At 71.9% G+C, this 22,871-nt stretch carries 16 protein-coding genes; 8 read left to right on the top strand and 8 right to left on the bottom strand.

Annotated elements, in window-relative coordinates; translation table 11 throughout:
- Positions 1 to 13 precede the first annotated feature (13 nt).
- The 3 genes from ACWD38_RS07560 (at position 14) to ACWD38_RS07550 (ending at position 3,950) form a co-directional block, all read left to right on the top strand.
- A complete protein-coding gene (locus ACWD38_RS07560) occupies positions 14 to 1,351 on the top strand; it encodes an MFS transporter (protein ID WP_184479863.1) in 1,338 nt (445 codons plus the stop codon).
- A 677-nt stretch (positions 1,352 to 2,028) separates the two neighbouring features.
- A complete protein-coding gene (gene fgd / locus ACWD38_RS07555) occupies positions 2,029 to 3,036 on the top strand; it encodes a glucose-6-phosphate dehydrogenase (coenzyme-F420) (RefSeq protein WP_184479862.1) in 1,008 nt (335 codons plus the stop codon).
- A gap of 125 nt (positions 3,037 to 3,161) precedes the next feature.
- Entirely contained in the window at positions 3,162 to 3,950 is a 789-nt protein-coding gene (locus tag ACWD38_RS07550) for a hypothetical protein (protein ID WP_450123602.1), read from the top strand.
- 169 nt (positions 3,951 to 4,119) lie between these two features.
- On the opposite strand, the gene ACWD38_RS07545 is transcribed toward ACWD38_RS07550, so the two are convergent.
- Positions 4,120 to 7,287 carry an arabinosyltransferase domain-containing protein gene (locus ACWD38_RS07545; RefSeq protein WP_184479860.1) on the bottom strand — a complete coding sequence of 1,056 codons (3,168 nt, stop codon included), beginning with the start codon at positions 7,285 to 7,287 and terminating at the stop codon, positions 4,120 to 4,122.
- Positions 7,280 to 8,521 (bottom strand): MFS transporter, encoded by a 1,242-nt coding sequence (locus tag ACWD38_RS07540; RefSeq protein WP_450123601.1) that lies wholly within the window; start codon positions 8,519 to 8,521, stop codon positions 7,280 to 7,282. Before ACWD38_RS07540 ends, ACWD38_RS07545 begins: the two co-directional genes overlap by 8 nt.
- Before the next feature lie 176 nt (positions 8,522 to 8,697).
- Here ACWD38_RS07540 and ACWD38_RS07535 point away from each other — a divergent pair, with 176 nt between their 5' ends.
- On the top strand, positions 8,698 to 9,261 hold the full coding sequence (locus ACWD38_RS07535) for a TetR/AcrR family transcriptional regulator (protein WP_450123600.1): 564 nt from the start codon (positions 8,698 to 8,700) through the stop codon (positions 9,259 to 9,261).
- Positions 9,262 to 9,473: 212 nt separating this feature from the next.
- Here the strand turns inward: ACWD38_RS07535 and ACWD38_RS07530 are convergent, their stop codons facing one another.
- The 4 genes from ACWD38_RS07530 to ACWD38_RS07515 all read right to left on the bottom strand — a co-directional run bounded on the left by ACWD38_RS07530 (position 9,474) and on the right by ACWD38_RS07515 (position 13,435).
- Complete coding sequence (locus ACWD38_RS07530; protein ID WP_450123599.1) at positions 9,474 to 10,814, bottom strand: MFS transporter; 1,341 nt, start codon at positions 10,812 to 10,814, stop codon at positions 9,474 to 9,476.
- Positions 10,815 to 11,107: 293 nt separating this feature from the next.
- Entirely contained in the window at positions 11,108 to 11,746 is a 639-nt protein-coding gene (locus ACWD38_RS07525) for a methyltransferase family protein (RefSeq protein ID WP_184479856.1), read from the bottom strand.
- Positions 11,747 to 11,761: 15 nt separating this feature from the next.
- Positions 11,762 to 12,565, bottom strand: coding sequence for an AfsA-related hotdog domain-containing protein (locus ACWD38_RS07520; protein ID WP_184479855.1), 804 nt, complete (start codon positions 12,563 to 12,565; stop codon positions 11,762 to 11,764).
- Positions 12,566 to 12,829: 264 nt separating this feature from the next.
- Positions 12,830 to 13,435 carry a nitroreductase family protein gene (locus ACWD38_RS07515; RefSeq protein WP_221315851.1) on the bottom strand — a complete coding sequence of 202 codons (606 nt, stop codon included), beginning with the start codon at positions 13,433 to 13,435 and terminating at the stop codon, positions 12,830 to 12,832.
- A gap of 377 nt (positions 13,436 to 13,812) precedes the next feature.
- On the opposite strand from ACWD38_RS07515, the gene ACWD38_RS07510 reads away from it, so the two are divergent.
- From ACWD38_RS07510 to ACWD38_RS07495, 4 genes are all read left to right on the top strand, one after another.
- Positions 13,813 to 16,494 (top strand): PEP/pyruvate-binding domain-containing protein, encoded by a 2,682-nt coding sequence (locus ACWD38_RS07510; RefSeq protein ID WP_184479854.1) that lies wholly within the window; start codon positions 13,813 to 13,815, stop codon positions 16,492 to 16,494.
- A complete protein-coding gene (locus ACWD38_RS07505; RefSeq protein ID WP_450123598.1) occupies positions 16,491 to 17,372 on the top strand; it encodes a hypothetical protein in 882 nt (293 codons plus the stop codon). The genes ACWD38_RS07510 and ACWD38_RS07505 overlap by 4 nt, the downstream gene beginning before the upstream one ends.
- A 76-nt stretch (positions 17,373 to 17,448) precedes the next feature.
- Positions 17,449 to 17,832: a YchJ family protein gene (locus tag ACWD38_RS07500; protein ID WP_343071450.1), complete on the top strand. Its 384-nt coding sequence runs from the start codon at positions 17,449 to 17,451 to the stop codon at positions 17,830 to 17,832.
- Positions 17,833 to 18,318: 486 nt separating this feature from the next.
- Positions 18,319 to 20,211, top strand: a complete 1,893-nt coding sequence (locus tag ACWD38_RS07495; protein WP_184479851.1) for a S9 family peptidase — start codon at positions 18,319 to 18,321, stop codon at positions 20,209 to 20,211.
- A gap of 275 nt (positions 20,212 to 20,486) precedes the next feature.
- Here the strand turns inward: ACWD38_RS07495 and ACWD38_RS07490 are convergent, their stop codons facing one another.
- Both ACWD38_RS07490 and ACWD38_RS07485 read right to left on the bottom strand, forming a co-directional pair.
- Entirely contained in the window at positions 20,487 to 21,266 is a 780-nt protein-coding gene (locus ACWD38_RS07490; RefSeq protein WP_184479850.1) for an isocitrate lyase/PEP mutase family protein, read from the bottom strand.
- Between the two features lie 5 nt (positions 21,267 to 21,271).
- On the bottom strand, positions 21,272 to 22,834 hold the full coding sequence (locus ACWD38_RS07485) for an AMP-binding protein (protein ID WP_450123597.1): 1,563 nt from the start codon (positions 22,832 to 22,834) through the stop codon (positions 21,272 to 21,274).
- Positions 22,835 to 22,871 lie beyond the last annotated feature (37 nt).

Below are 22,871 nucleotides of genomic sequence, written 5' to 3'. Positions count from 1 at the left end.
GGGCGGTACCCCCATGCCTGAAACTGCCGCGAACCCTTCGCGCGAGAACAGATCACCGGCACCGGCCGGGCGGCCCCTGTCGGCGGCCCGGATCGCAGGTTCGTCCCTGCTCGGCACGCTGATCGAGATCTTCGACTTCATCATCTACTCGTTCATGGCGGCCTTGGTGTTCGGCCCGCTGTTCTTCCCCGGCGCCTCGCCGTGGATGGGCACGCTGGCCGCGCTGGCCACGCACGCGGTCGCGTTCGGCATGCGCCCGCTCGGGGCGGTGCTGTTCGGCAAGCTCGGCGACAGCCGGGGCAGGCGCACCGCGCTGCTGACCTCGATGCTGATGATGGGCGGGGCGACCGTCGCCATCGGCCTGCTGCCGCCGTTCGCGGTCGCCGGGTTCTGGGCGCCGGTGCTGCTGGTGGCGTGCCGCCTGCTGCAGGGGCTCGCCGTCGGCGGCGAGTGGGGCGGCGCGGTGCTCGTCGCGGTCGAGCACGCGGAGCCCAAGCGCAAGTCGCTCTACGGCGCGTTCGTGCAGCTGGGCACGGTGCTGGGCATCGGGCTGGCCAGCGCGGTGATCCTCGTCGTGAACCTGTGGGTGAGCGAGGAGGCGTTCCTGTCCTGGGCGTGGCGGCTGCCGTTCCTGGCGAGCGCGCTGCTGATCGTGCTGGGGCTGGTGCTGCGCCGGAGGCTGGAGGAGACCCCGGCGTTCCTGGCGGAACTCGCCAAGCGGGAGAGCGGCGAGAAGGCGGCGCGGCCCACGGTGCGCGCGGTGTTCCGGGACAACGGCCTGGCGCTGCTGGCGGGGTCGCTGATGTGGTCGGCGCCGTGCTCGTACCTGTACGTGCTGATGACGGGACTGGTCGCGTACACCAAGCAGTACGTGCCGTCGCTCACCGCGGTGAGCGTCCAGTTCGGCCTGCTCATCACCTCGGTGATCCTGGTGGGGCTGACGCTGGTGAGCGCGATGAACGCGGACCGGTGGGGCCGGGAACGGCTGACGATCGGGTCCGGCGTGATCCTGGTGCTGTGGGCGTTCCCCGCGCTGTGGCTGATCGACAGCGGTGGTTTCGGCGCGATGCTGCTGGCGATGCTGGTCGGCACGATCTGCTACGCCGCGTTCAACGGCGCGGTGCCCTCGCTGCTCTCGGAGCTGTTCCCGGTCGACGCCCGCTACACCGGGGCCGGCCTGTGCATCGCCTTCGGCACGGCCATCGCGGGCGGCCTGCTGCCGATCGGCGCGCTGGCGCTGGTGGGCACCTTCGACGGCTCCTCGGTTCCGCTGTCGCTGACCCTGGTGCTCTGCGGTGGCATGACGATCCTCGGCGTGGTGCTGTCCAACAAGGTCAAGCGCCACGGCTGACGCCGCACGCCCGCTCGGCGGGGCGTGCGGGCGATCGGATCGCTGCGAACGCGGCGCGATCGCGGTGCCGGGTGGGCGAACGCGTTCACCCGGTCGCCGCGGTCGCGCCGCGTTTTTTCGCGCCCTGCCCCGGAGTTCCGGTGGGTACTCAGCGGAACCGCTCGATTCCGGAGCGTTCCGATCTGACTTCCGGTGCGCGTGCGGACGCGTGCGGTGAGGGATTTCCGGGTGGTGTGACCGTTCCCATAGCGGCGCGGCGGTGGTGCGGCCCGGTCGCGACGGGCGCCGTGGGACCCTGTACGACTGTTCGAGCAAGCGCACCCGGCGCCGCTGAAAGGCCACCATGATCCGGTTCCACCACGCCGCCACCGACGCGCCCGAATCGCGGCCGGGACGGCGTGCGCGGGCCGACGACCGGCCGAGGTTTCCGGGCATGCGCGGAATATGTTGTGCGACAAGGCTGTTCGACTAGTGACGCGCCAGGTGTTCGCACCACCGCCCGGTCCGCATCGGAGGCCCGCAGCCGGCCGACCGCGGACCTCCTGCGCCGCGAACCCACCGGTCCGCACGGCGCGGTGGCGGTGCGCACCGGCACGCCGACCTTGTTCGCGGTGTTCAACGACGAGTGCCACGACGTTCCGGCAACCGTGGTGATGGGTTAGGTAAACGAGCGAGCTATGAGCATCAAGATCGGTTACAAGGCGTCCGCCGAGCAGTTCGCGCCGCGCGACCTGGTGGAGTTCGCCGTCCAGGCCGAGGAGAACGGCCTGGACAGCGTGATGGTCTCCGACCACTTCCAGCCGTGGCGCCACAACCAGGGGCACGCGCCGTTCGCGATGTCCTGGATGAGCGCGGTGGGGGAGCGGACCTCGCGCATCCAAATGGGCACCAGCGTGCTCACGCCGACATTCCGGTACGAGCCCGCCGTGGTGGCGCAGGCGTTCGGCACGCTCGGGTCGCTGTACCCGGGCCGGGTCATGCTCGGCGTCGGCACCGGTGAGGCGCTCAACGAGACCGCGGTGACCGCGCGCGAGTGGCCGGAGTTCAAGGAGCGGTTCCGTCGCTTCCGCGAGGCCATCGACCTCATTCGTACATTGTGGACGGAGGATCGGGTCAGCTACGAGGGCGAGTACTACCGCACCTCCAACGCGACGATCTACGACCGCCCCGAAGGCGGCGTGCCGATCTACGTGGCCGCCGGTGGCCCGATGGTCGCCAAGTACGCGGGCCGCGTCGGCGACGGCTTCATCTGCACCAGCGGCAAGGGCATGGAGCTCTACACCGACAAGCTGCTGCCCGCCGTCGAAGCCGGGGCGGAGGCCGGTGGCAAGAACGCCGCCGACATGGAGAAGATGATCGAGATCAAGCTCTCCTACGACCCCGACCGGGAACGCGCGCTGCAGAACACCCGCTTCTGGGCGCCGCTGTCGCTGCCTGCCGAGCTCAAGCACAGCCTCGCCGACCCGGAGGCGATGGAGAAGGCCGGCAACGACCTGCCCATCGAGCAGGTGGCGAGCCGCTGGATCGTGGCCTCCGACCCGGAGGAGGTGCTGTCCGAGGTCAAGGCGTACATCGACGCCGGTTTCGACCACCTCGTCTTCCACGCCCCCGGCTCGGACCAGACGCGCTTCCTGGAGTCCTTCTCCCGGGACGTGGCTCCCCGCATCCGCGACCTCTGCGCCTGATCCAGGTGCCGTCCAGGCCCGCCGCCCCGTTCGGGCGGCGGGCCTGGTGCCGTCTTGGGGCGCGGGTCGCGCGGGACGGGGAAAACCGTTGGTGTTCCCGGTCGTCCGCCGTCGATGATGGCCGCATGGACGAGCACGCGTGGCTGCTGGCGGCTTATGACGAGCACTTGCGCGCCGATGCGGAGGCGGTCGGCGCGCTCGGCACCGCGCGGCGCGGGCCGTTGCTGCTGCTGACCTTCAGCGGTGGACGCGGTCTGGTCACCTACCGGGATCTCGGCGGTGCCGACGCGGACGGGGTCCGGCGGCTGGTCGAGGAAGCGGTGGCGCACTACCGGACTGATCCGGCGATCACCGAGGTGGAGTGGAAGACCCGAGGCCACGACCACGCGCCGGGGCTGCACGATGCCTTGCTGGACAACGGATTCGTCCCCGACGCCCCGGAGTCGATCATGATCGGCGCGACTCGGTCGCTGGCGGTCGACGTGGAACTGCCGGCAGGCGTGCGGGTCCGCCGGGTGACCGAGGAGTCCGACGTCCGGGCGATGACCGAGATGCAGCACGAGGTGTTCGGCGTGCCGATCTCCGATGAGCAGGTCGACGCCGTGCACCGCCGCCTCGCGCTCGACGACGGGATCCAGTTGTGGGCCGCCGAGTCCGCGGGCCTGATCGTCTGCGCCGGTCGGCTGGAACCGGTGCGCGGCACGGACTTCGCCGGGATCTGGGGCGGCGCGACCCGTCCGGACTGGCGCGGGAGGGGGATCTACCGCGCGCTGACGGCCGCGCGGGCGCGGGCGGCCCTGGAGCTGGGGAAGACGCTGATCAACAGCGACTCCACGGAGTTCTCCCGCCCGATCCTCGAACGCTCCGGTCTCCGCGAGGTCTCCACCACGACCCCCTACCGCCACCGGACCTGAGCGCGAACCTCAACACGCGGCCTCTCCGCGACGTGGTGCGGTCGCCGGACGCGGCGCCCGCCGGGATCGCGTCCGGCGGCGTGAACCGGACCGGCCCGACGAAGCGCCTCCGGTCGTGCGGAAGGACCCACCATCCCCGGTCGCGTCGAGGAGGGTGGGTCCGCCGGGATCAGCCCGGTCCGGGGCGGACGTCGTCGCGGTCGTTGGAGTCGGGGACGTCGCCGGGCAAGGTGATCGGGTTCGGCGTCGGGCCGGGGCTCCACCAGCCCCAGTGGTCCTCGGTGCGGGTGCGTGCGGCGGCGGAGGCGGGCAGTGCGTCGGGTTCGTACGGGTGCACGGCGTAGAGCGAGCCCCAGTCGGTGCTCATGTCGTTGCGCAGGTAGGTCGGCAGCTCGGTCATGCTCGTGGCCACGTTGAGGTAGCCGAACGGCCCGCCCGCGTCCGGCGCCGACCAGCCCTGGCCGGTGCCCCGCACGTCCCCGCCGCCGGAGATCCGGTAGCGGGGCAGGTCGGCGATGCCGTGGTGGATGGTGGTCACGTTCAAGCAGGGGTGGGCCATCGCCGCGGGCCACTCGACGAACGCCGGAGCGTCGCCGATGACGTCGGTCATCACCGACAGGCGGGGTGCGCGCGGGGCGCTGACGGCCATCCAGCCGTCCTCGCTGAGCGCGCGGTCGCGGGCGACGATGCGCACCCGCGTGGCCTCGGCGGGAGCCGCGACGCGGTGATCGCGCCAGTGCCGCTCGCCGTCCTGCGCCAGCGGCGCGCTGTCGAGGACCTCGAAGCCGTCCTCGGTGTCCCGGCCGAACTCGGCGTTCAGCGAATTCGTGCCGGAGGTGGTTCCGGCCGCGCTCACCACGATCGGCACCTCACCGCTGCGCGCCCGCTCCGGCAGGGCGTACCAAGGGGTGCGCAACCGGCCGGTGCCGGTCGGCGAACCGTAGGTCCCCCACACCGGGGCGCGGTCGGTGCCGAAGCGGTGCGGCGGCGTCCAGAACGGCTGGCCGGTGTCGGGATTCTTGGTGCCGGGCAGCGCGTTCGGCCGGAAACCGGTGTCCACCGGGCGCAGCCGCTCGTCGGCCGATTCGTCCTCTTCGGACGGTGCGTCGGGGACGGCGGTCGCGGGCTGGTGCGGTGCGATGGCGAGCATCCCGGCGATCGGATCGTTCTCGACGTGGACCGAATCGGACAGGCCGCAGCTCGCGCCCGCCAGCTGGCGGACGTTGTCGGTGGCGAGGTTGTAGGTGTCCCAGCGCTCGGGGATCGCCTTGGCCAGCGAGGCGAGTTCGGCGAGCATCAGCAGCGCGCACACGATCGACAGCGGCGCGCTGCCGAGGCGCAGCCCTCGGGAACGGTCCTCCTCGACGACGACCGGCGGGGTGCGCTCGTCGAGCTTGAGGTGCTCCACCAGCGCCAGCACGAGCGCGCCCGCCGCGATCACCAGGATGCCGGTGCTGAACTGGTACCCGCCGATCGACGGCGGCTTGTCGAACCACGGCACGCCCCATCCGGAGACGTACCACCAGGCGTTGGTGCCGGTGAACGCGAACGCCAGCACCACCATCAGCCCGGCGAAGAACACCGCGCGGTTGCGCCGGGAGCGCAGCACGGTGCTGCTGGTGGCCAGCGCCGTCATCGCCGCCACCGCGCCGCCGACCGCGGCGATGACGCCGAAGTGGTGGGTGTGCTTGGTGGGGGTGAGCGCCAGCGCCACGAAGTACAGCGCCGCGACGGTCAGCAGCCGCCTGCTCGGCCCGAGTGCGGCCCCGCGGATCCGGCCGCGGCGCAGCAGCACCGCCGTGCAGGTCGCCAGGCACAGCGCCAGCAGCAGCACCGGGAACCGGCGGGTGAGCGAACCGTCCGGGGACTGGCCGAACAGCAGCGCGTAGCGGCTGAGCTCCTCGAACCAGGACTGCGACGGGCCGATCTCCGAGCGCACCTCGGCCGAGTCGACCACCGCCTGCCACGGCTGGTCGGAGAACGCCGCGACCAGCACCAGCACGCCCGACGCGGCGATCGGGGCGAGCACCGCGGTCCACCCGAACCGCTCCGCGCGGCGGCGCACCAGCAGCACCAGCGGTTTCGCCGCCGCGAGGAACGGCAGCGCCGCGACCATGCCGTGCGGGTTCACCCCGACCGCGAACGCGGCGATGAGCAGCCCGAGCGCGGCGGGGGCGAGCCGGTGGGTGGCGACCGCGTACTCCACGGCGCACAGCGCGAGCAGCGAGAGCACGACCACGACCGGCTCCGGCCGCAGCCCGTTGTCGTAGGGCAGCCAGCAGGCCAGGAACACCGCCGCCGCGGCCCACCCGGCGGCGCGGCTGCGCCGGACGCGCTGCCCGAGCCGGGGCAGCACGAACCGGCTCATCAGGAACCAGCTCAGCAGGCCCATGCCCAGCGCGGGCAACCGGATCCACGGCGTCGCGGTGGAGAAAGCCACCCAGCGGGCCTGCAGTTCGACGAACCAGCCCATCGGCGCGACGGGGCCGGAGAACCAGCGGTAGAAGTCGTTGACGTACCCCAGGTCGTCGCGGGCGCGCGCCATGGTGAGGAAGTAGCCGTCGTCGGCGGTCATCGCGCCGATCAGCCACCACGCCAGCAGTGCCGCGGTCACCGCGGCGTCGCGCCCGGTGAACCGCCACCGCCCGCGCGCCCGCCGGACCGGGATGCGCCCGGCGGAGGTGTCGATGCGGTGCAGCGCCCACAGCGCGACCCCGCAGCCGAGCACGGCGAGCGCCATGGCCGCGATCTTCAGCGGGGTGGGGTGGCTGTTGTAGCGGTCGTCGACCTCGGCGGAGAAGGACAGCCCGCGAACGTCGTCGACCGCACCGTCCACATCGGAATGGATGCCGGTCAGCTGCGGCCGCGCGTCGCCCGGGACGTGGGCGAACCGCTCGCCGCCGACTTCGGCGCTGGTGGCCGTGCCGTCGGAGTGCACGCTGATCGCGCAGTCACCGGCGGGCAGCGGCGCGGTGCCGAGCTGCTGGCCCTGCGAGAGCAGGCGCAGGGTGCCGTCGTGCACTTCCAGCCGCAGGCCGGTGAGCGTGCCGTACTCCGCCGCGGGCGGATTCGTGCTCAGCAGCACCGCCGGTTCGGCGCTGCGCGCGTCCAGGGAGCGGGCCGTGGCGCACGGCACGTCCAGGTCGAGCCGCAGCGGCTGGTAGGCGGCCAGCGGCGCCGACACGGCCTGCGTTCCGGCGGCCGTCGGCCAGTGCAGCTCGGTGACCTCGTAGCGGACCGGCAGGAACGGCACCAGCAGTGCCGCCAGCACTCCCAGCAGTCCGGACACCGCTGCGATCCGCCGCAGCGCTCGTTCGGACGGCTTCGGTTCACGCATCGGTCATCGCCTCTCCGTTCGCGTCCCGTGCGGGGGCCCGCACCGCGGACGCCGTGGCCGCCGCGCATCCGACGAGCACCAGCACGACGATCATCGCGTACCGGAGTCCGAAGTGGTCACCGAGGAAGCCGAGCATCGGCGGACCCACCAGGAAGGCAAGATATCCGGCCGTCGCGACCGCGCTCACCCTGGCCGTCGAGTCACCGTCGCCGTCCCCGGCGGCGGAGATCGCCAGCGGGAATCCCAGCGAGGTGCCGAGCCCCCAGAGCACCACGCCGGCGACCGCGACCGCGGGCGACCCCGTGAAGATCACCAGGGCGATGCCGATCCCCGCGCACAGCGCGCCGGCGCGCACGACCGGCGCCCGCCCGAAGCGGCGCACCAGCCCGGAACCGGCGAACCGGCCCGCGGTCATCGCGGCGGCGAACGCGGTGAACAGCAAGGCGCCCAGCACGGGGTCGAAGCCGTGCGCGTCGACCATGAGCAGCGGGAGCCAGTCGTTCGCGGAGCCCTCGGCCAGCGCCATGCACAGCACGACGCAGCCGATGAGCGTGATCCGCGGTTGCGACCACAGGGCGATCTGCTGGCGGGCGGCCACGCCGATCCCGCGCCCCGTCGCGCCGCGCTCCTGCCCGAACCCGGCGGGCAGCGCGGGCGCGGCGACCGCGGTGGCCGCGGCGCCGAGCACGGCGACGCCCGCGAGGTGCGCTCCGACGCCGATTCCGGCGTGGGCGAAGGCCAATCCGAGCAGCGAGCCCAGAACGGTCCCGGCGCTGTAGGTGCCGTGCAGCAGCGGCAGCAGCGGTCGAGCGGCGAGCCGTTCGACTTCGGCCCCTTCGATGTTCAGGGCGACGTCGGAGCAACCCATGCCGAGTCCGAACAGCAGCAGGCCCGCGAACGCGCCGGGGGCGGCGCCGAGCGCGGTGAACCCGCCGAGCACCGCGAGTCCCGCGACCACGAAACTCATGCTCACGGCGATCACGGGTTTGGTGCCGCTGCGCCGGACGAGCGGGCCCGCGGCGAGGATTCCGGTCATCGACCCGATCGAGAGCCCGAACAGCACCAGGCCCATCTCGCCGGTCGAGGCGGCGAGCGCGTCCCTGATGGCGGGGGTGCGGGTGACCCAGGAGGCCAGCCCGACGCCGACCAGGAAGAAGATCAGCAGCAGCGCTCGGCGTCGAGCGCGCGTGCCGGTGCGGGCCGTGGGCGCGCCGCTTCCCTTGTGTTCGGTCATGGTTCCCCCGGCGAAGCGCGGTGTGGCGGATTCGTGCGCCCGCGAAGCTCCCGGACGGCGATGGGCACGACCGTACAGGAGATGTGTACGACCGTACGCAACGCGGGGCCGGTCTCTTCGCGGCGTGCGAGACCCGGGCAGCGCGCGGCGATCCGGGTCGTCTACGGTCTGCTGGGGTGACGGGGGAAACGCCGAGGCCGCGCCGGTTCGACCCGGAACGGCGGGCGCGCATCATCGACGCCGTGCTGGGCCTCATCGCCGACGAAGGCGTCGCAGGCACCTCGCACCGGAAGGTGGCCACCCGCGCCGACGTGCCACTCGGCTCGATGACCTACCACTTCGCCAGCATGGACGAGTTGCTGCGCGAAGCGTTCTCCCGGTTCACCGGCGCGGTGATCGACCGGTTCGAAGTCCGCTTGGCAGCGGCTCGCGGCATCGACGAGGCGCGGCTGGCCGTGGCCGACATCATCCACGAGGACGTGTTCACCACCCGCGACGACGTCGTGCTCACCCACGAGCTCTACGCCCTGGCGGCCCGCGAACCCGCCTACCGCGAACTGATCAGCGAGTGGATGCGCCGCAGCCAGGAGGCGCTGGGGCGGCACTTCGCCCCCGACATCGCCCGCGAGATCGACGCGCTCATCGAGGGACTGACGATCCACCGGGCGCTCGGCTCCGGCGGTCTCGACCGCGAACGAACCCTCGACGCCATCCGTCGCCTCACTGCGGTCGACTCTTAGCCGTTCTCGGCTTGCGTAGGGGTCGGGTGGCGGAACCTCAGTCGTCTTCTCGCTGCGGGATCTTTTTCCCGAGTGGCTCCGTCACGAGGGAAAAAGCCGTCCTCGCGAGAAGAACGCTGAGAACCCGCGGCGGGTCTTCTTGCTCAGGCTGGTCGCTGCTCAGCGGCTTCGCCGCTGACAGGATGAAGATCAACGGCGCCCGATCGCCTGGATCAAGGGTGGGTGGTGTGGGTCCGCGAGGGTGTCGGCTCGTCGCCGTCCGCGTGGGTCGGGGCGGTGCCGGTGACTCCTGCGAGGGCGACTGGGGGAGCGGCAGGTGGGGCGTCCGGTCGGGCGGTGTCGAGGGAGCGGAACGCCGGCGCGGCTAGCGCGACGACGGCGGTGATCGCGGCGAGCCCGGCCAGCGCGGCACCGGCGGCGGGCAGCCCGGCGGTGGCGGCGATCGCCGCGAGTGGGGCGCTGGTGAGCGCGGGTGCGCCGAGCATGACCGTGTTCTGCGCGCCCAGGACGCGACCGCGCATCGCGTCCGGCGTCGCCTCGACCGTCAGCACCCCGAGGACCGCCGACACCGGAGCGTTGGTGAATCCGACCAGCATCGCGCCGCCGAGCACGAGCCACGGCGCGGCCATGCTCCCGACGGCGGCGAATCCGGCGAGGATGCCGAGCATGCCGAGGACGAACCAGGTGCGGCGCCGGACCCGCCCGGAAGTGACGGCGTAGAGCGCTGAGCCGGCGATGCTGCCCGCCGCGAGCGCGCTCAACGTCAACCCGGTGAACCCCGGCAGGCCCGCGCCGGTGAAGTAGGCGGGCATCAGCGTCGTCTGCAGCGAGCTCAGGACGGCCACGAGCACCGCGCTGACCAGGGTGGCGCCGCGCAGCAGCGGGGCGGAGATCAAGAATCGCCAGGAGGTCGCCAGGTCGGCCACCGCCCGCCGCGCGGGCGAGCCCGCCGTAACTGTCCGCGGCGGGACGACTCCGGCGCGCGGGTCGAGCACGACCGTGCTGCACGCGGCGAGCATGCTCGTCGCGGCCGTCGTCAGCAGCAGCGCGGGCGACAGCCCGAACACCCCGACGAGCAGCCCGCCGAGCCCGGGACCGGCCAGCAGCAGGACGTTGCCCACCGTCTCCCGGATGGCGATCAGCCGATCCATCCGCCCCGCCGTGACGGGGCCGAGCCAGGCGAGGGCGGGCAGCAGCGCTTCCCGCGCGGTCATGCCCGGCACGCGGATCACCGCCCCGATCACGCCCAGCACGAGGAAGGCGGTGATGTTCAGCCCGGCCACCGCGTCGACCACGGGCAGCGCCGCCACCGACAGCGCGGCGAGCAGGTCCGCGACGATCGACACGGTGCGCCGATCGATCCGATCGACCACGAGCCCGGACACCAGCCCAGTCCCGGCCGACGCCGCCGTGGACACCGTGGCGAGCAACCCGGCCGCGAGCACGTCACCGGTGCGCTCCAGCACGAGCAGCGGCAGCACCGCGCTCGCGATTCCCTGACCCAGCAAGGAAGAACCGTACGAGGCGAAGTAGATCGCCGGACTGCGACGCACACCATCCTCCAGCAGACGACGGGCCTCGCGACGACGATCCGGGCGGAGGGGTTCCGCGCACCGGAGGGCTCGTTGTCGCGGGGACACCTCAGCGGGCAACGGCTCCGCCCGCGTTCGCGGCGCCGGTCGTGCCGTCGTCGGCCGGGGGAGCCGCGCTCAGGAGATGCCGTGCCGTCGCGGCATGCTCAAGTTCCGTCCGCCGACTGTGCGCAAGGCCACTCGCGGGGAGGTGCGGGAATCCGGGCCGAGGCGGGGCTCGACCCGGACTCCGGCGGAGGGTCGGCGCCGGTGGGTCACCAGACGGCGGGAACGAGGCGGGGACGGCCCTGCGCGTAGGCGGGGTACTCGTCGAGCCGCATCAAGGTGTTCTCCTCGACCAGGATCCGCCAGATGATGGCCGGGACCATCAGCGCCACGAACAGGATCGGGCTGACCGGGTTGAAGAACACGACCACCACGCCGAGGTGGGCGAGCACCATTCCGGCGTAGGACGGGTGGCGCACGAACCGGTACGGTCCTGATTGGATGATCTGGTGCTCGGCCACCGTGCGGACCCGGTGCGAGTAGAACCGCCCGAGCTGCTGGATGGAACCGAGCCGCAGCACCACTCCGGCGACGAACGCCACCGCGGCCAGCACGCGCAGCGCGCTCCAGTCCTCCCACGCCGAGGGCAGGAACACCAGCGTGCCCAGCACCAGCATGCGGGAGATCCCGTAGAGCTGGAGGCTTCCCCGGTCGCCCGAGCTCGTCTCCTGGGTCGCGCTCTGGAAGGTGATGCGGATTTCCAGCAGAATCCAGGCGAAGTAGGCGACCAGCACCGCGACGCCCAGCAGATCACCTCGCGAGCCGTGGGACCAGGTGCCCCAGCCCAGCATCGCGGTGGCGCAGACGAACAGCGCGGGCGGGAAGAGGCTTTCGAGCCTGCCGAGCATGGACGATCCTTTCCGTCAGTGCTGCGACCAGCGCAGGTGCTGGTAGATGCGGGGCGCGGCGACGAGACCGTCGATGGACACCGAGCCGACCACGCCGTCGGCGGCTTCGAGTTCCACTACGACGTCGATCCGCCTGCGGTGCAACGACATCCGCGAAGTGCGCAGCCGCAGCGGCTCGTCGGCGGCCACCGGGCGGCGCTGTTCGTAGCCGACCGCGGAGAAGACGTACTTCCAGTCGTCGGGGATCTCCCACACCGCGTGCCCGATGAAGGTGGTGAGCTGGCGCGCGGCCTCGATGAGCTCCACCGGTGAGCGGTGCGCCGCGTCGCGGCGCCGCAGCGGGTGGTCCGCGGCGAGGTCGAGGATCTCGGCGGCAGATCCGTCCGGCCCGGCGACGACGCCGCCGATCGCGACGTTGTCCGTGCGGTGCCGGTGCACGAGCGCCCGGTCGACGGGGGCCGGTTCCGGTCCGCGCACCGGGGGAACGGCCGGTGCGGGCGGCATCTCCCGCAGCACCACGTGCCCGTCGGCGAGGTCCGCGTCCCGTGCGGAGAACCGCAGCGCGCACCGCTCGGAACCGTCGGAGGTCTGGGTGAGCCGCACGTCCACGGGTTCGTCGATCTCGCCGAAGCGGTGGAACTTCACGTGCATTTCCGCGACGTGGCCCGGAAGGGACGCCGTGGCGAGGTCCACCGCGCCGTCCAGCAGCAGCGTGGCGGGCAGGTGGTCCAGCGGGTGGTCGAAGTAGAAGGTGTCCTGCTGATCGGCGATCAGCGTTCCTTCCAACGTGAGCACCAGCGAATCGAGCGCCAAGGTCATAGTCGCCTCCCGCGCCTCGATAACATTTCGATCTTCATGTTTTCCTTTATAGGTGCGGCAGGTCTGGGGCTTTCCTTAGATCGTCCGCCGCATTTCCGAGACTGCGCGGAGGCGCAATTATCGGACTCCGGTGGCGCGTTCATTCGCGCGTTCGGGTCGAATGCGGGAATTGGTTCCGCAACCTGTCCGCAATGCTCTGATCGCGATTCGCGAAGAAATCTCGTTGCGCCGTTCGGCCCTGGTGCTCGTGCGCCCTTCGGCCCGTCACGGGGTCCACCGGTTGTGCGCGACCACCTCCTCCACCGGGCCGCGCGGGGGACGTCCGGAGGGCTGCGGCCCCAGGCGGTGCGCGACGGGGATCAGCGCGACCTGGGTGACCTCGTCGAAGGGGATGCCCAGCAGGTCGGCGACCTCGCGTTCGCGGGCGAGGTGCACCGTGGTCAGCGCGGTGCTGAGCTCCCTGGCGCGCGCGGCGAGCATGAAGCTCCACACGGCGGGGTAGATCGAGCCGTAGAAGCTCGATCGCTTCGCCGGGGGCGCGTCGGCCGCGAGCCTGCCCCGCGAGCACACCAGCACGAGCGCGGGCACGTCGGCGAGCCGTTCCGCGAGCGCTCGTGCGGCGGCGGTGTTCGCGTTCTCGGGCTTGTCCGCGAGGTATTCCGCCGAAGCCTCCCGATAATGGCGGGCGACCTGTTCCTTCACCTCGGCGTCGTCGAGGACGAGGAATCGCCAGTCCTGCCGGTTCCCGCCATTCGGTGCGCACGTCGCGAGCCGCAGGCATTCCCGGATCAGTTCGGGGTCCACCGGGCGCGCGAGGTCCAGGCGTCGCCGGACCGTCCGCGTCGTCGTGAGCGCCTGGTCGAGATCCACCGCAGCCTCCTCCGCCGAGATCGCCGCACCGTCCGCCCGGAGTCCACGCAGGACGGTCTGCGAGCGCTCCCGCGGAGCACCTGGTTTTCACCGTGCCAGCGGGTTTGTGGTGATTCACCTAGTCTTCGCCCGGCTAGTGTGGATCTTGGCCAATCGCAGCCGTCGCATGCCCGCCGCGCGCCGGCGCCGAAGCCGGTCGACGTTCTCCCGGCAGTCGCGCCACCGGTTCGGCGGTCCCGCGCGACCCGGTCGGGCCGCGGGTGCTCAGCGCCCGGCCCGTCGCGAATCCGTGCGGTGCACCTGGCGCTGCGTCGCTCCACCGCGAGCGAATCCACTGCGGACGTCGACGGCGTCCGGCACATCGAGGGAGTTCGTCCGTGATCGAGACCCTGGACCATCCGATGCTCCCGGAACGGGTCGGCTGGAAGTTCGCCCGGCTCAAGACCTTGCGCGACGACGGCGTCACGGTGCCCCCGCTGTTCTGCCTCACCGGTGAGCTGTTCACCCGCTCCGTGTCTGCCGGTGCCGTCAAGGAAGCCTTGGGGGAGCTGGACTTCGACGACTGGCACGCCCTGCGCGAAGCCTCGCGGCGGGCCCGCGAGACGATCCTCAGCGGCGGGCTCGGCGCGGAAGGCGAGCGGTTGCTCGCCGACGCGCTCAGCACGACCTTCGACGCCGACTCCGTTGTCGCCGTGCGCGCGTCCATGGTGGGCGCCCGCCCCGAAGAGGGCGAGGACTCCGCCGAGCACGCCTTCGCCGGCATGAGCGACAGCTACCTGTACGTGCCCGTCGCGCAGGTCCGCGACGCCGTGCTCAAGTGCTGGGCGTCGGCGTTCAACCCCGAGGGGCTGCTCTACCGCCACCGGCAGGGGTTGTCGCTGGACCGGATCTCCGTCGCGGTCGGCGTGCAGCAGATGGTGTTCGGCGAGCGCTCCATGGTCCTGTTCACCTGCGACCCGACCAGCTACGCCAAGGACACCGTGATCAGCGCGGGCTGGGGCATCGGGGAAGGCGTGGTGGCCGAGAAGACCCCGACCGACCACTACTTCCTGCACGGCCAGTCCGGCGAGCTGCGCCGGGTGGTCGTGCAGAAGCCGGAGATGGTGACCTTCGACGCCGAGCGCGGCCACGGCACCAGGATCGCGCCGGTGCCGCAGGAACGGCGGGACGCGCCGGTGCTCAGCGACGACGAAGTGCGGGAGCTGTCCGCGCTGGGCGACCGCATCGAGGGGTTGTTCGGCAGCCCGCAGGACATCGAGGCCACGATCACGCCCGACGGCGCGGTGCACGTGCTGCAGTCCCGGCCGATCACCATGAACCCCGGCCACTACCGCGTGTTCAGCAGCGCCAACGTCTCGGAGAGCTTCCCCGGCACCACGACGCCGATGACGTACTCCGTGGCCCGCCGGTTCTACTGGCTGCTCAACCACGACTACCTGCGCCGCTGCGGAGTTCCCGCCCGCGAGCTGCACGACCTGCACGAGACGATGACCCGGCTGGTCGCGTTCATCGACGGGCGGATCTACCACAACATCAGCTCGTTCCTGCGCGAACTGGCGGTGTTCCCGCTGTTCGACGGGATGCGCCGGGACTGGGAGCGGCTGGTCGCCGAGCTGGACAACAGCTACTACCACTCCGACGGGCGCGGCAAGGACCTGCGCGCGCAGCTGACCCGGTCGGCGAAGCTCGTCGGCGGCTGGGCGCGGGCGGGGTTGAACTACGCCACGATGGCGCGGGACTTCGCCGCGTTCGAGACCGAGTGGACCGAGCTCCTGCGCAGCAGGCGCGGCGACCGGTTCACCGAGGCGCACCCGCTGACCCTCGTCGACGACTACCGCGAAGTGTGGCGCAGCGCCGGGAACCTCTGGGGCATCACGCTCATCAACTACCAGTTCATGCTGATCGTGCACGGTCGGCTGGAGCGCCTGCTGAAGAAGTGGGGCGTCGGCGACACCGACACGTTGTTCAGCCAGCTGCTCTGCGGCGGCAAGCAGCTGCGCGGCGCGGAGATCGCGCTCAGCGCCGTGCGGCTGGGCGAGCAGGTCCGCGCCGACGCCGACCTGGACCTGCTGTTCCGGACCAAGCCGCCGGAGGAGATCTGGGAGCGGCTGCGCGCCGGTGAGCTGCCCGCCGAGTTCACCACCTCGGTGGACGCGCACTTGAACCGGTACGGCGACCGCGGGCTCGAAGAGCTCAAGCTGGAACGGCCCAACCTGCGCGAGCAGCCGTGGGAACTGCTGCGCCTGGCCGGGCAGTACGCCGCCCGCGGCGTCGTCGCGGCCGAGATGGAGCGCACCGAGCACGAGACGCGGCTGGCCGGTGAGCAGCGGCTGAAGGAGGCGCTGCCCTCGGCGGCGCGGCGCAAGGTCGTGCTGGGCCTGTTCGACCGCCTGCGCACCTTCCTCTACTACCGCGAAGCGGGCCGCTACCAGCGCAGCGAGCTGTTCGGCTACAGCAAGCAGGTGATCAAGGCGTTGGGCGGTCACCTGCAGCAGCGCGGGGTGCTCGCCGACGCCCAGGACGTGTTCTGGCTCGACGTGGAGGAACTGCTCGGGTTCTTCGACGGCTCCGGCACCACCCACGACCTCGCCGGTCTCGTCGAAGTGCGGCGCGGCGACCACGAACGCGCCCAGCGGCGCCGGCCGCAGCGCGAGTTCTCCACGGCGGACGTGGTGGGCCTGTCGATCCCGGAGGTCGTCGACGTCCCGCAGGAGACCGAGGTGCCCGAGTCCGCTGACGGCGTCATGCGCGGCCTCGGCTCGTGCCCCGGCAAGGTCCGCGGGCGGGCGCGGGTCGTGCTCGACCCGTCGTTCGCCGACGACCTCGACGAGGGCGACGTGCTCATCGCCCGCGAGACCGATCCGGGGTGGCTGTACCTGATGCTGGCGGCGAAGGGCATCGTGGTGGAGCGCGGCAGCCTGCTGTCGCACACCGCCATCACCGGCCGCAAGTTCGGCATCCCGACCATCGTCGCCGTGCCGGGCGCCGTCGAGCGCATCCCCGACGGCGCGACCGTGGAGCTCGACGGCGTGGCCGGAACGGTGCGGGTGGTCGAGTGATCGCGGTGTTCTGGCGGTTCTTCACCAAGCGCTTCCCGCCGCGCAAGTACGTCTTCTACGTGTCGATGCTGGTGGCGGCGGTGCTGTCCGCGCTGGCGCCGCTGCGTGACGGGTCCGGGCCGGGAGTCGTCGCGGCGGTCTGCGCGGCGGTGGCGCTGTTCGCGCTGCTGTTCTTCCTGCGCGCCGTGGACGAGGTGAAGGACCGCGAGTACGACCGCGAGTTCAACCCGCGCCGCCCCGTCGTCACCGGTGAGGTGACGACGACCGACATCAGGACCTACCTGCTGGTCTCCGCGGCGGTGGCGCTGGCCGCCGCCGCGGTCGCGGGACTCGCGCCGGTGCTGGTGGCGGTCGCGGCGATGGCGTTCTCGCTGTTCCTGTGCTGGCTGGAGACGAGCTGGGACCGGTTCGACGCGAGCATGTGGCGCAACATCGCGCTCACCGTCCAGCTCAAGACGGTGCTGCTGTGCCTCGTCGTCGCGCTCGGCCCGTCGGTGCCGGTGGTGCCGACGGCGCTGGTGCTGCTCTCGATCGTGCTCGGCTACCTGCACTGGGAGATCGCGCGCAAGACCGTCCGCGCCGAATTCGCCCTGTCCGGCGAGAAGCTGTACTCGACGGCGGCCGGCGCGGCCGGGGCGTTGACGGTCGTGGGCGTGCTGCAGGTCCTGGCGTGCGGGTTGCAGGCGGTCGTCGCGGTGAGCGCCGGCCAGGCCGGTCCGCAGCTGCTGCTGTTCCTGCTGCCGCTGCCGTTCACGGCGTGCGGCCTGGTCAAGTTCGCCAGGACCACCGGCGAGCGCTACGCCCCCGCCGGGTGGACGCTGCTCGGCTACATCGCCCTGCTGGCGAGCATGATCCTGTTCCGCCTCACCACCTGGTGAGGCGGACGCCCGGGGCGGCCCCGTCGAGTGGCGGGGCCGCCGCCTCCGGGCGCGTTCGGGGTGAGAACCTGTGCGGGTGAGTGCGAATCCCTGCCCGTGCGGACTCGGTGAGCCGTTCGCGACCTGCTGCGGCCCGTTGCACGCGGGCGAGCGCAAGGCCGCGACGGCCGAGCAGCTCATGCGGTCGCGCTACGCGGCGTTCGCCGTCGGCGACGCCGCCTACCTGCTGGCGACCTGGCACCCGTCGACCCGCCCGGCGGAGCTCGACCTCGACCCCGAGCAGCGCTGGGTGCGCCTCGACGTCCTCGACCGCACCGGCGGCGGCCCGTTCGACACCGAGGGCACCGTGACCTTCCGCGCGCACTACCACCTGCACGGCCGGGCGGGCTCGCTCACCGAGCACTCCCGCTTCACCCGGGCGGACAAGTCCTGGACCTACGTCGACGGCGACCACGACTAGCCGGAGCCCTGCCGTCACGGTGTGGACGATTCCCGCGATCTCGCGAGAAATCGAACCACCGAACGAGGCGAACTCCGTCCTCCGCGCCCCTTCCGGACGACGGCGAAGAGTTGCCCTGCCCATAGGGACGGTCGGGAGCCGCAGCAGGCCCGCGCGCTCGGCCAGGTGCCGGGCGACGTGCTCGGCGACCGCGGCCGGGATCTCGGGCCACGTGAGCTCTCCCCAGGACGTCATCAGCACCTCGCACGACGGATCGAGCGGGTCCCTTCGACCGAGTACACGATCCGGGGCGGTACCGGCCAGGACCGGCCCCGAGAAGGAGGAAGGGGCGCAGGTCGTCTCGAACCTAGTCCTCCGTGGACTCCGCGCTCGATGCCGGGCAGTGGTGCCCGTCACGGCGCTCCGGGCTTGAGCATGCCGTGGCGGCACGGCCTTTCCTGGTCGCAGCGGACCCGCCGCTGCGAACACCGAGGAGGGGACAGCGCCATGGCACTGCCCGAACGGATCACCGTCGAGGACTTCTTCCGGCCACCGGAGCGCGCTGGCGCGTCGATCTCGCCCGACGGCACCCGGATCGCCTACCTGGCGCCGTGGAAGAACAGGCTCAACGTCTGGATCGAGGACCTCGACGGGCGCGCCGAACCGCGGTGCGTGACCGCCGACGAACGCCGCACCGTCCAGCACTACGCGTGGACCGACGACCCGCGCTGGCTGCTGTACTTGCAGGACGACGACGGCGACGAGAACTGGCACGTGTTCCGCGTCGACCTGGACGAGCCCGACGCGCCCGCGGTCGACCTGACGCCGTTCCCCGGCGCGGCGGCCGTCGGCCTCGTGCTCCCCGCTGCGCGACCGGGCAAGGCGGTGCTGCAGCTCAACGCTCGCGACGCCGCCGAGTTCGACCTGCACGAGCTCGACATCGCCACCGGTGAGCTCACGACCCTGGCCCGCAACCCCGGCCCGGTGCTCGACTGGCTCTACGCGGGGGAGGGTCGGCTGTTCGCCCAGACCCTGACCGAGGACGGCGACCTCGCGCTGTCCCGCCGCGACGGCGACACGGGCGAACTGCACCGCATCACGACCTTCGACGGCGCCGACCACCCGATGAGCATCTTCCCGTTCGAGGCCACGCCGGACGGGACCGCCGCCTGGATCGGCTCCAACCGGGGAACCGACCGCACCCGCCTGGTCCGGCTCGACCTGACCACCGGCGAGGAGACCGAAGTCGACTCGCACCCAGAGTTCGACCTCGACACCCGCGCCGCGGTCTTCGCCGCGCTGCCCTCCCCGCTGATCCGGCACCGGCGCACGGGCGAACTGCTGGGGGCTCGCTACCTCGGCAGCCGCCAGGTGATCCGCGCGCTGGACGCGGGATTCGCCGAGGTGCTGGCGAACCTGGAGTCGCTGTCCGACGGGACCCTCGCCGCGGTGTCCTGCGACGAGGACGGCCGCCGCTGGGTCGTGTCGTTCACCCACGACCGCGAAGCGGGGCTGACCTGGTTCTACGATCACGAGACGGGGGAGCGGCGGCTGCTGTTCCGGCCGAACCCGCACCTGGACCCCGACGCGATGGCCCCGATGACGCCGGTGACGATCCCCGCCCGCGACGGGCTGCCGCTGCCGTCGTACCTGACGCTGCCCGTGGGCATCGAGCCCGCCGGGCTGCCGCTGGTCCTGATGGTCCACGGCGGACCGTGGGCCCGTGACTCCTGGGGCTTCGACAAGAGCGTGCAGCTGATGGCCAACCGGGGATACGCGGTGCTGCAGGTGAACTTCCGCGGCTCGTCGGGCTTCGGCAAGCACCACATGCGTTCCGCGGTCGGGGAGTTCGCCGGTGCCATGCACGACGACCTGATCGACGCGGTCGACTGGGCCGTGGCGCAGGGCTACGCCGACCCGGACCGGGTCGCGATCTTCGGCGGCTCCTACGGGGGCTACGCCACCTTGGTCGGCGTCACGTTCACCCCGGACCGGTTCGCCGCGGCGGTGGACTACGTCGGGATCTCCGACCTGGCGAACTTCATGCGCACGGTGCCGGACATGGCCAAGCCCGCCCTGATCAACAACTGGTACCACTACGTCGGCGACCCGTCCGACCCGGCGCAGGAGGCGGACATGCGCGCCCGCTCGCCGATCACCCGCGTCGACGAGATCCGCACACCGCTGATGGTCGTCCAAGGCGCCAACGACGTCCGCGTCGTGCAGGCCGAGTCCGACAACCTCGTCGAGGCGCTGCGCGCCCGCGGTGTCGAGGTCGACTACCTCGTCTTCGACGACGAGGGGCACCTGTTCACCAACCCGGACAACCTGATCGCGATGTTCCACGCCGCCGACCGCTTCCTCGGTGAACACCTGGGAGGACGAGAAGCTCAGGGCTGAGGGGGCTCTCGGCTTGGCCTGCGTAGGGGTCGGGTGGCGGAACTTCAGCGGTTTCCTCGCCGCGGGATCTTTTTCCCAGTGGCTCCGCCACGAGGAGAAAAGCCGTCCTCGCGAGGAAACCGCTGAGAACCCGCCGGTGGTCGTTCCGCTCAAGCCGGTCACTGCTCGGCGGCTCCGCCACTGACACGACAAAGATCAAAAGATCCTTTTGAATTCCCCTGAGCGCACGATTCGGCCGGTGCCTTGCCAGGGGCGGAGCCGCAGGGCCTCGGCGGTCAGTTCAGCTTGCGGGTATCGGCCGGGAGTCCGCCGCCGTTGTGGACGTCCTCGGTGAGCTCGGCCAGCGCGGTCAGGGCGACGTTCTGGCTCCACGGACCGTAGGACACGCGGGAGACGCCGAGTTCCTGAGCCGTTCGCAGCGGGAGGGAACCGGGGATGCCGATCAGGTTGACCTTGCGGTCTCCGAGCGCTTCGACGAGGCGCCCGACCTGGTCGGCGTCGAGCTTGCCGGGGACGAAGAAGTTGGAGGCTCCGGCGTCCAAGTAGGCGCGTCCGCGGGTGATGGCGTCGGCGAGGACCTCCTCGGGGTCGCGGTCGGCGGCCCGGAGGAACACGTCGGTGCGCGCGTTGAGGACGAAGTCGATGCCCGCGGATTCGGCGGCGGCGACGGCGGATTCGACCGCCCGCACCGACTCGGCGAGCGGCTTCACCTGGTCTTCGAGGTTGGCGCCGACCGCTCCGGCGTCGATGGCGCGGGCGATGGTGCCGCCGGGATCGCCGTAGCCCGCTTCGAGGTCGGCGGTGACGGGCAGGTCGCCGGCCGCCCGCACGATCAGGGCGACTTCGGCGATCATCTCGTCGCGGGGGATGCGCTCGCCGTCGGGGTAGCCGCGGGCGGCGGCGATGCCGTGGCTCGGGGTCGCCAGCGCCCGCGTGCCGGGCGTCTCGGCGACGACCTTCGCGGTGATCGAGTCCCACGCGTTGACGAGCAGCAGCAGTTCCGGCGCCGCGTGGAGTTCTTGCAGGCGGGTGGCCTTCTCAGCGATGGAGGTCATACCGCTCAATCTAGCCCCCGCGGCGCGGTGTCCGGATCGGCCGCGAACCGGTTCTTGATCTCCGGCTTGAGCACCTTGCCGATCTTCGATCGCGGGAGGTCGGGCCAGATCTCGATCTGCTTGGGCGTTTTCACCGACCCCAGCCGTTCTTTCACGAAGGACTTCAGCTCGTCCGGTTCCGCCTGCCGCTCCGGGCGCGGTTGCACGACCGCGGTCAGCCGCTCGCCCCACTTCTCGTCGGGCAGCCCGATCACCGCCGCGTCGAGCACCGCCGGGTGCGCCAGCAACGCCTGCTCCACCTCGGCGGAGTACACGTTGAACCCGCCCGTGATGATCATGTCCTTGGCCCGGTCGACGATGTGCAGGAAGTTCTCCGCGTCGAGGTAGCCGATGTCGCCGGTGTGGTGCCAGCCGTGCTCGCTGACCGCGGCCGTGGCCTCCGGGTTCTCGTGGTAGCCGTCCATGACCAGCGGACCGCGCACCACGACCTCGCCGCGCTCGCCCCGAGGCAGCAGCGCGCCCTGCTCGCCCATCACCGCCACCTGGGTCAGCGGGCTCGGGCGCCCGGCGGAGGTGAGCCGCTCGGTCGCGATGGAGCCGTCCGGGCGGAAGTGGTCGGCCGGGGCCATCGTCGAGATCATGTTCGGCGCCTCGGTCTGCCCGAACAGCTGCCCGAGGACCGGCCCGATCCGGGTGAGCGCCTCCGCCAGCCGCGTCGGCGACATCGGGGCGGCCCCGTACCAGAGGCAGCGCAGCGAACTCAGGTCCGTCGCGTCCAGGTCGGGGTGCTCCAGCAGCCCGTAGATGACCGTCGGCGGCAGGAAGGCGTGCGTGATGCGGTGGTGCTGCACGAGCCGCAGGAACTCGCCGAGGTCCGGATTCGGCATGATGACGACCTCCCCGCCGAGCGCCATGATCGGGAAGGTGAGCACCCCGGCGGAATGGGTGAGCGGCGCGAGCGCCAGATACCGGGGCGAGTCGCCGAACGGGTAGCTCATCAGCGTCGTCGCCGTCGCGGTGGCCATGTTCGTGCCGGTCAAGCGGACGCCCTTCGGCAGTCCGGTCGTGCCGCCGGTCGCGGCGAGCATGCACAGGTCGTCCCCGGCGCGGGTGACCGGGCCGGGCAGCGGGTCGGCGCGCGCGAGCCACTCGGCGAAGTTCCAGGCCCCGTCGACCTCCCCGTCCAGGCACACCAGCGTGGTCAGCTCGGGCAGGCCGTGGCGGATCCGCTGCACCAGCGGGGCGAACTTCGCCTGGAAGAACAGGCAGCGGCACCCGAACATCCCCAGCAGCTGCTCGTTCTCGGCGGCCTCGTTGCGCGGGTTGACCGGGCACCACACCGCGCCCGCGCGGGAGATGCCGAACACGCAGCCGAGCGCGTCGGGATCGTTCGCCGACAGCACCGCGACGCGGTCGCCCGCGCCGATCCCGGATCCGCGCAGCGCCCCCGCGATCCGCCACGACGACTCCTGCACCGCCGCGTAGTCGCGCGATTGCCCGTTCGTCGTCAAGCAGGGCTCGCCGCCGCCCAGGGAGGCGCCCTTGTCCAAGTAGCCGGCCAGTTGCATCGCTCACCTCGTCGTGCGGGACGCGGGGTGCGCCGGC

The sequence above is a fragment of the Saccharopolyspora sp. NPDC002578 genome, from assembly GCF_053592695.1.
This window is presented reverse-complemented; position numbering and strand designations above follow the sequence as displayed.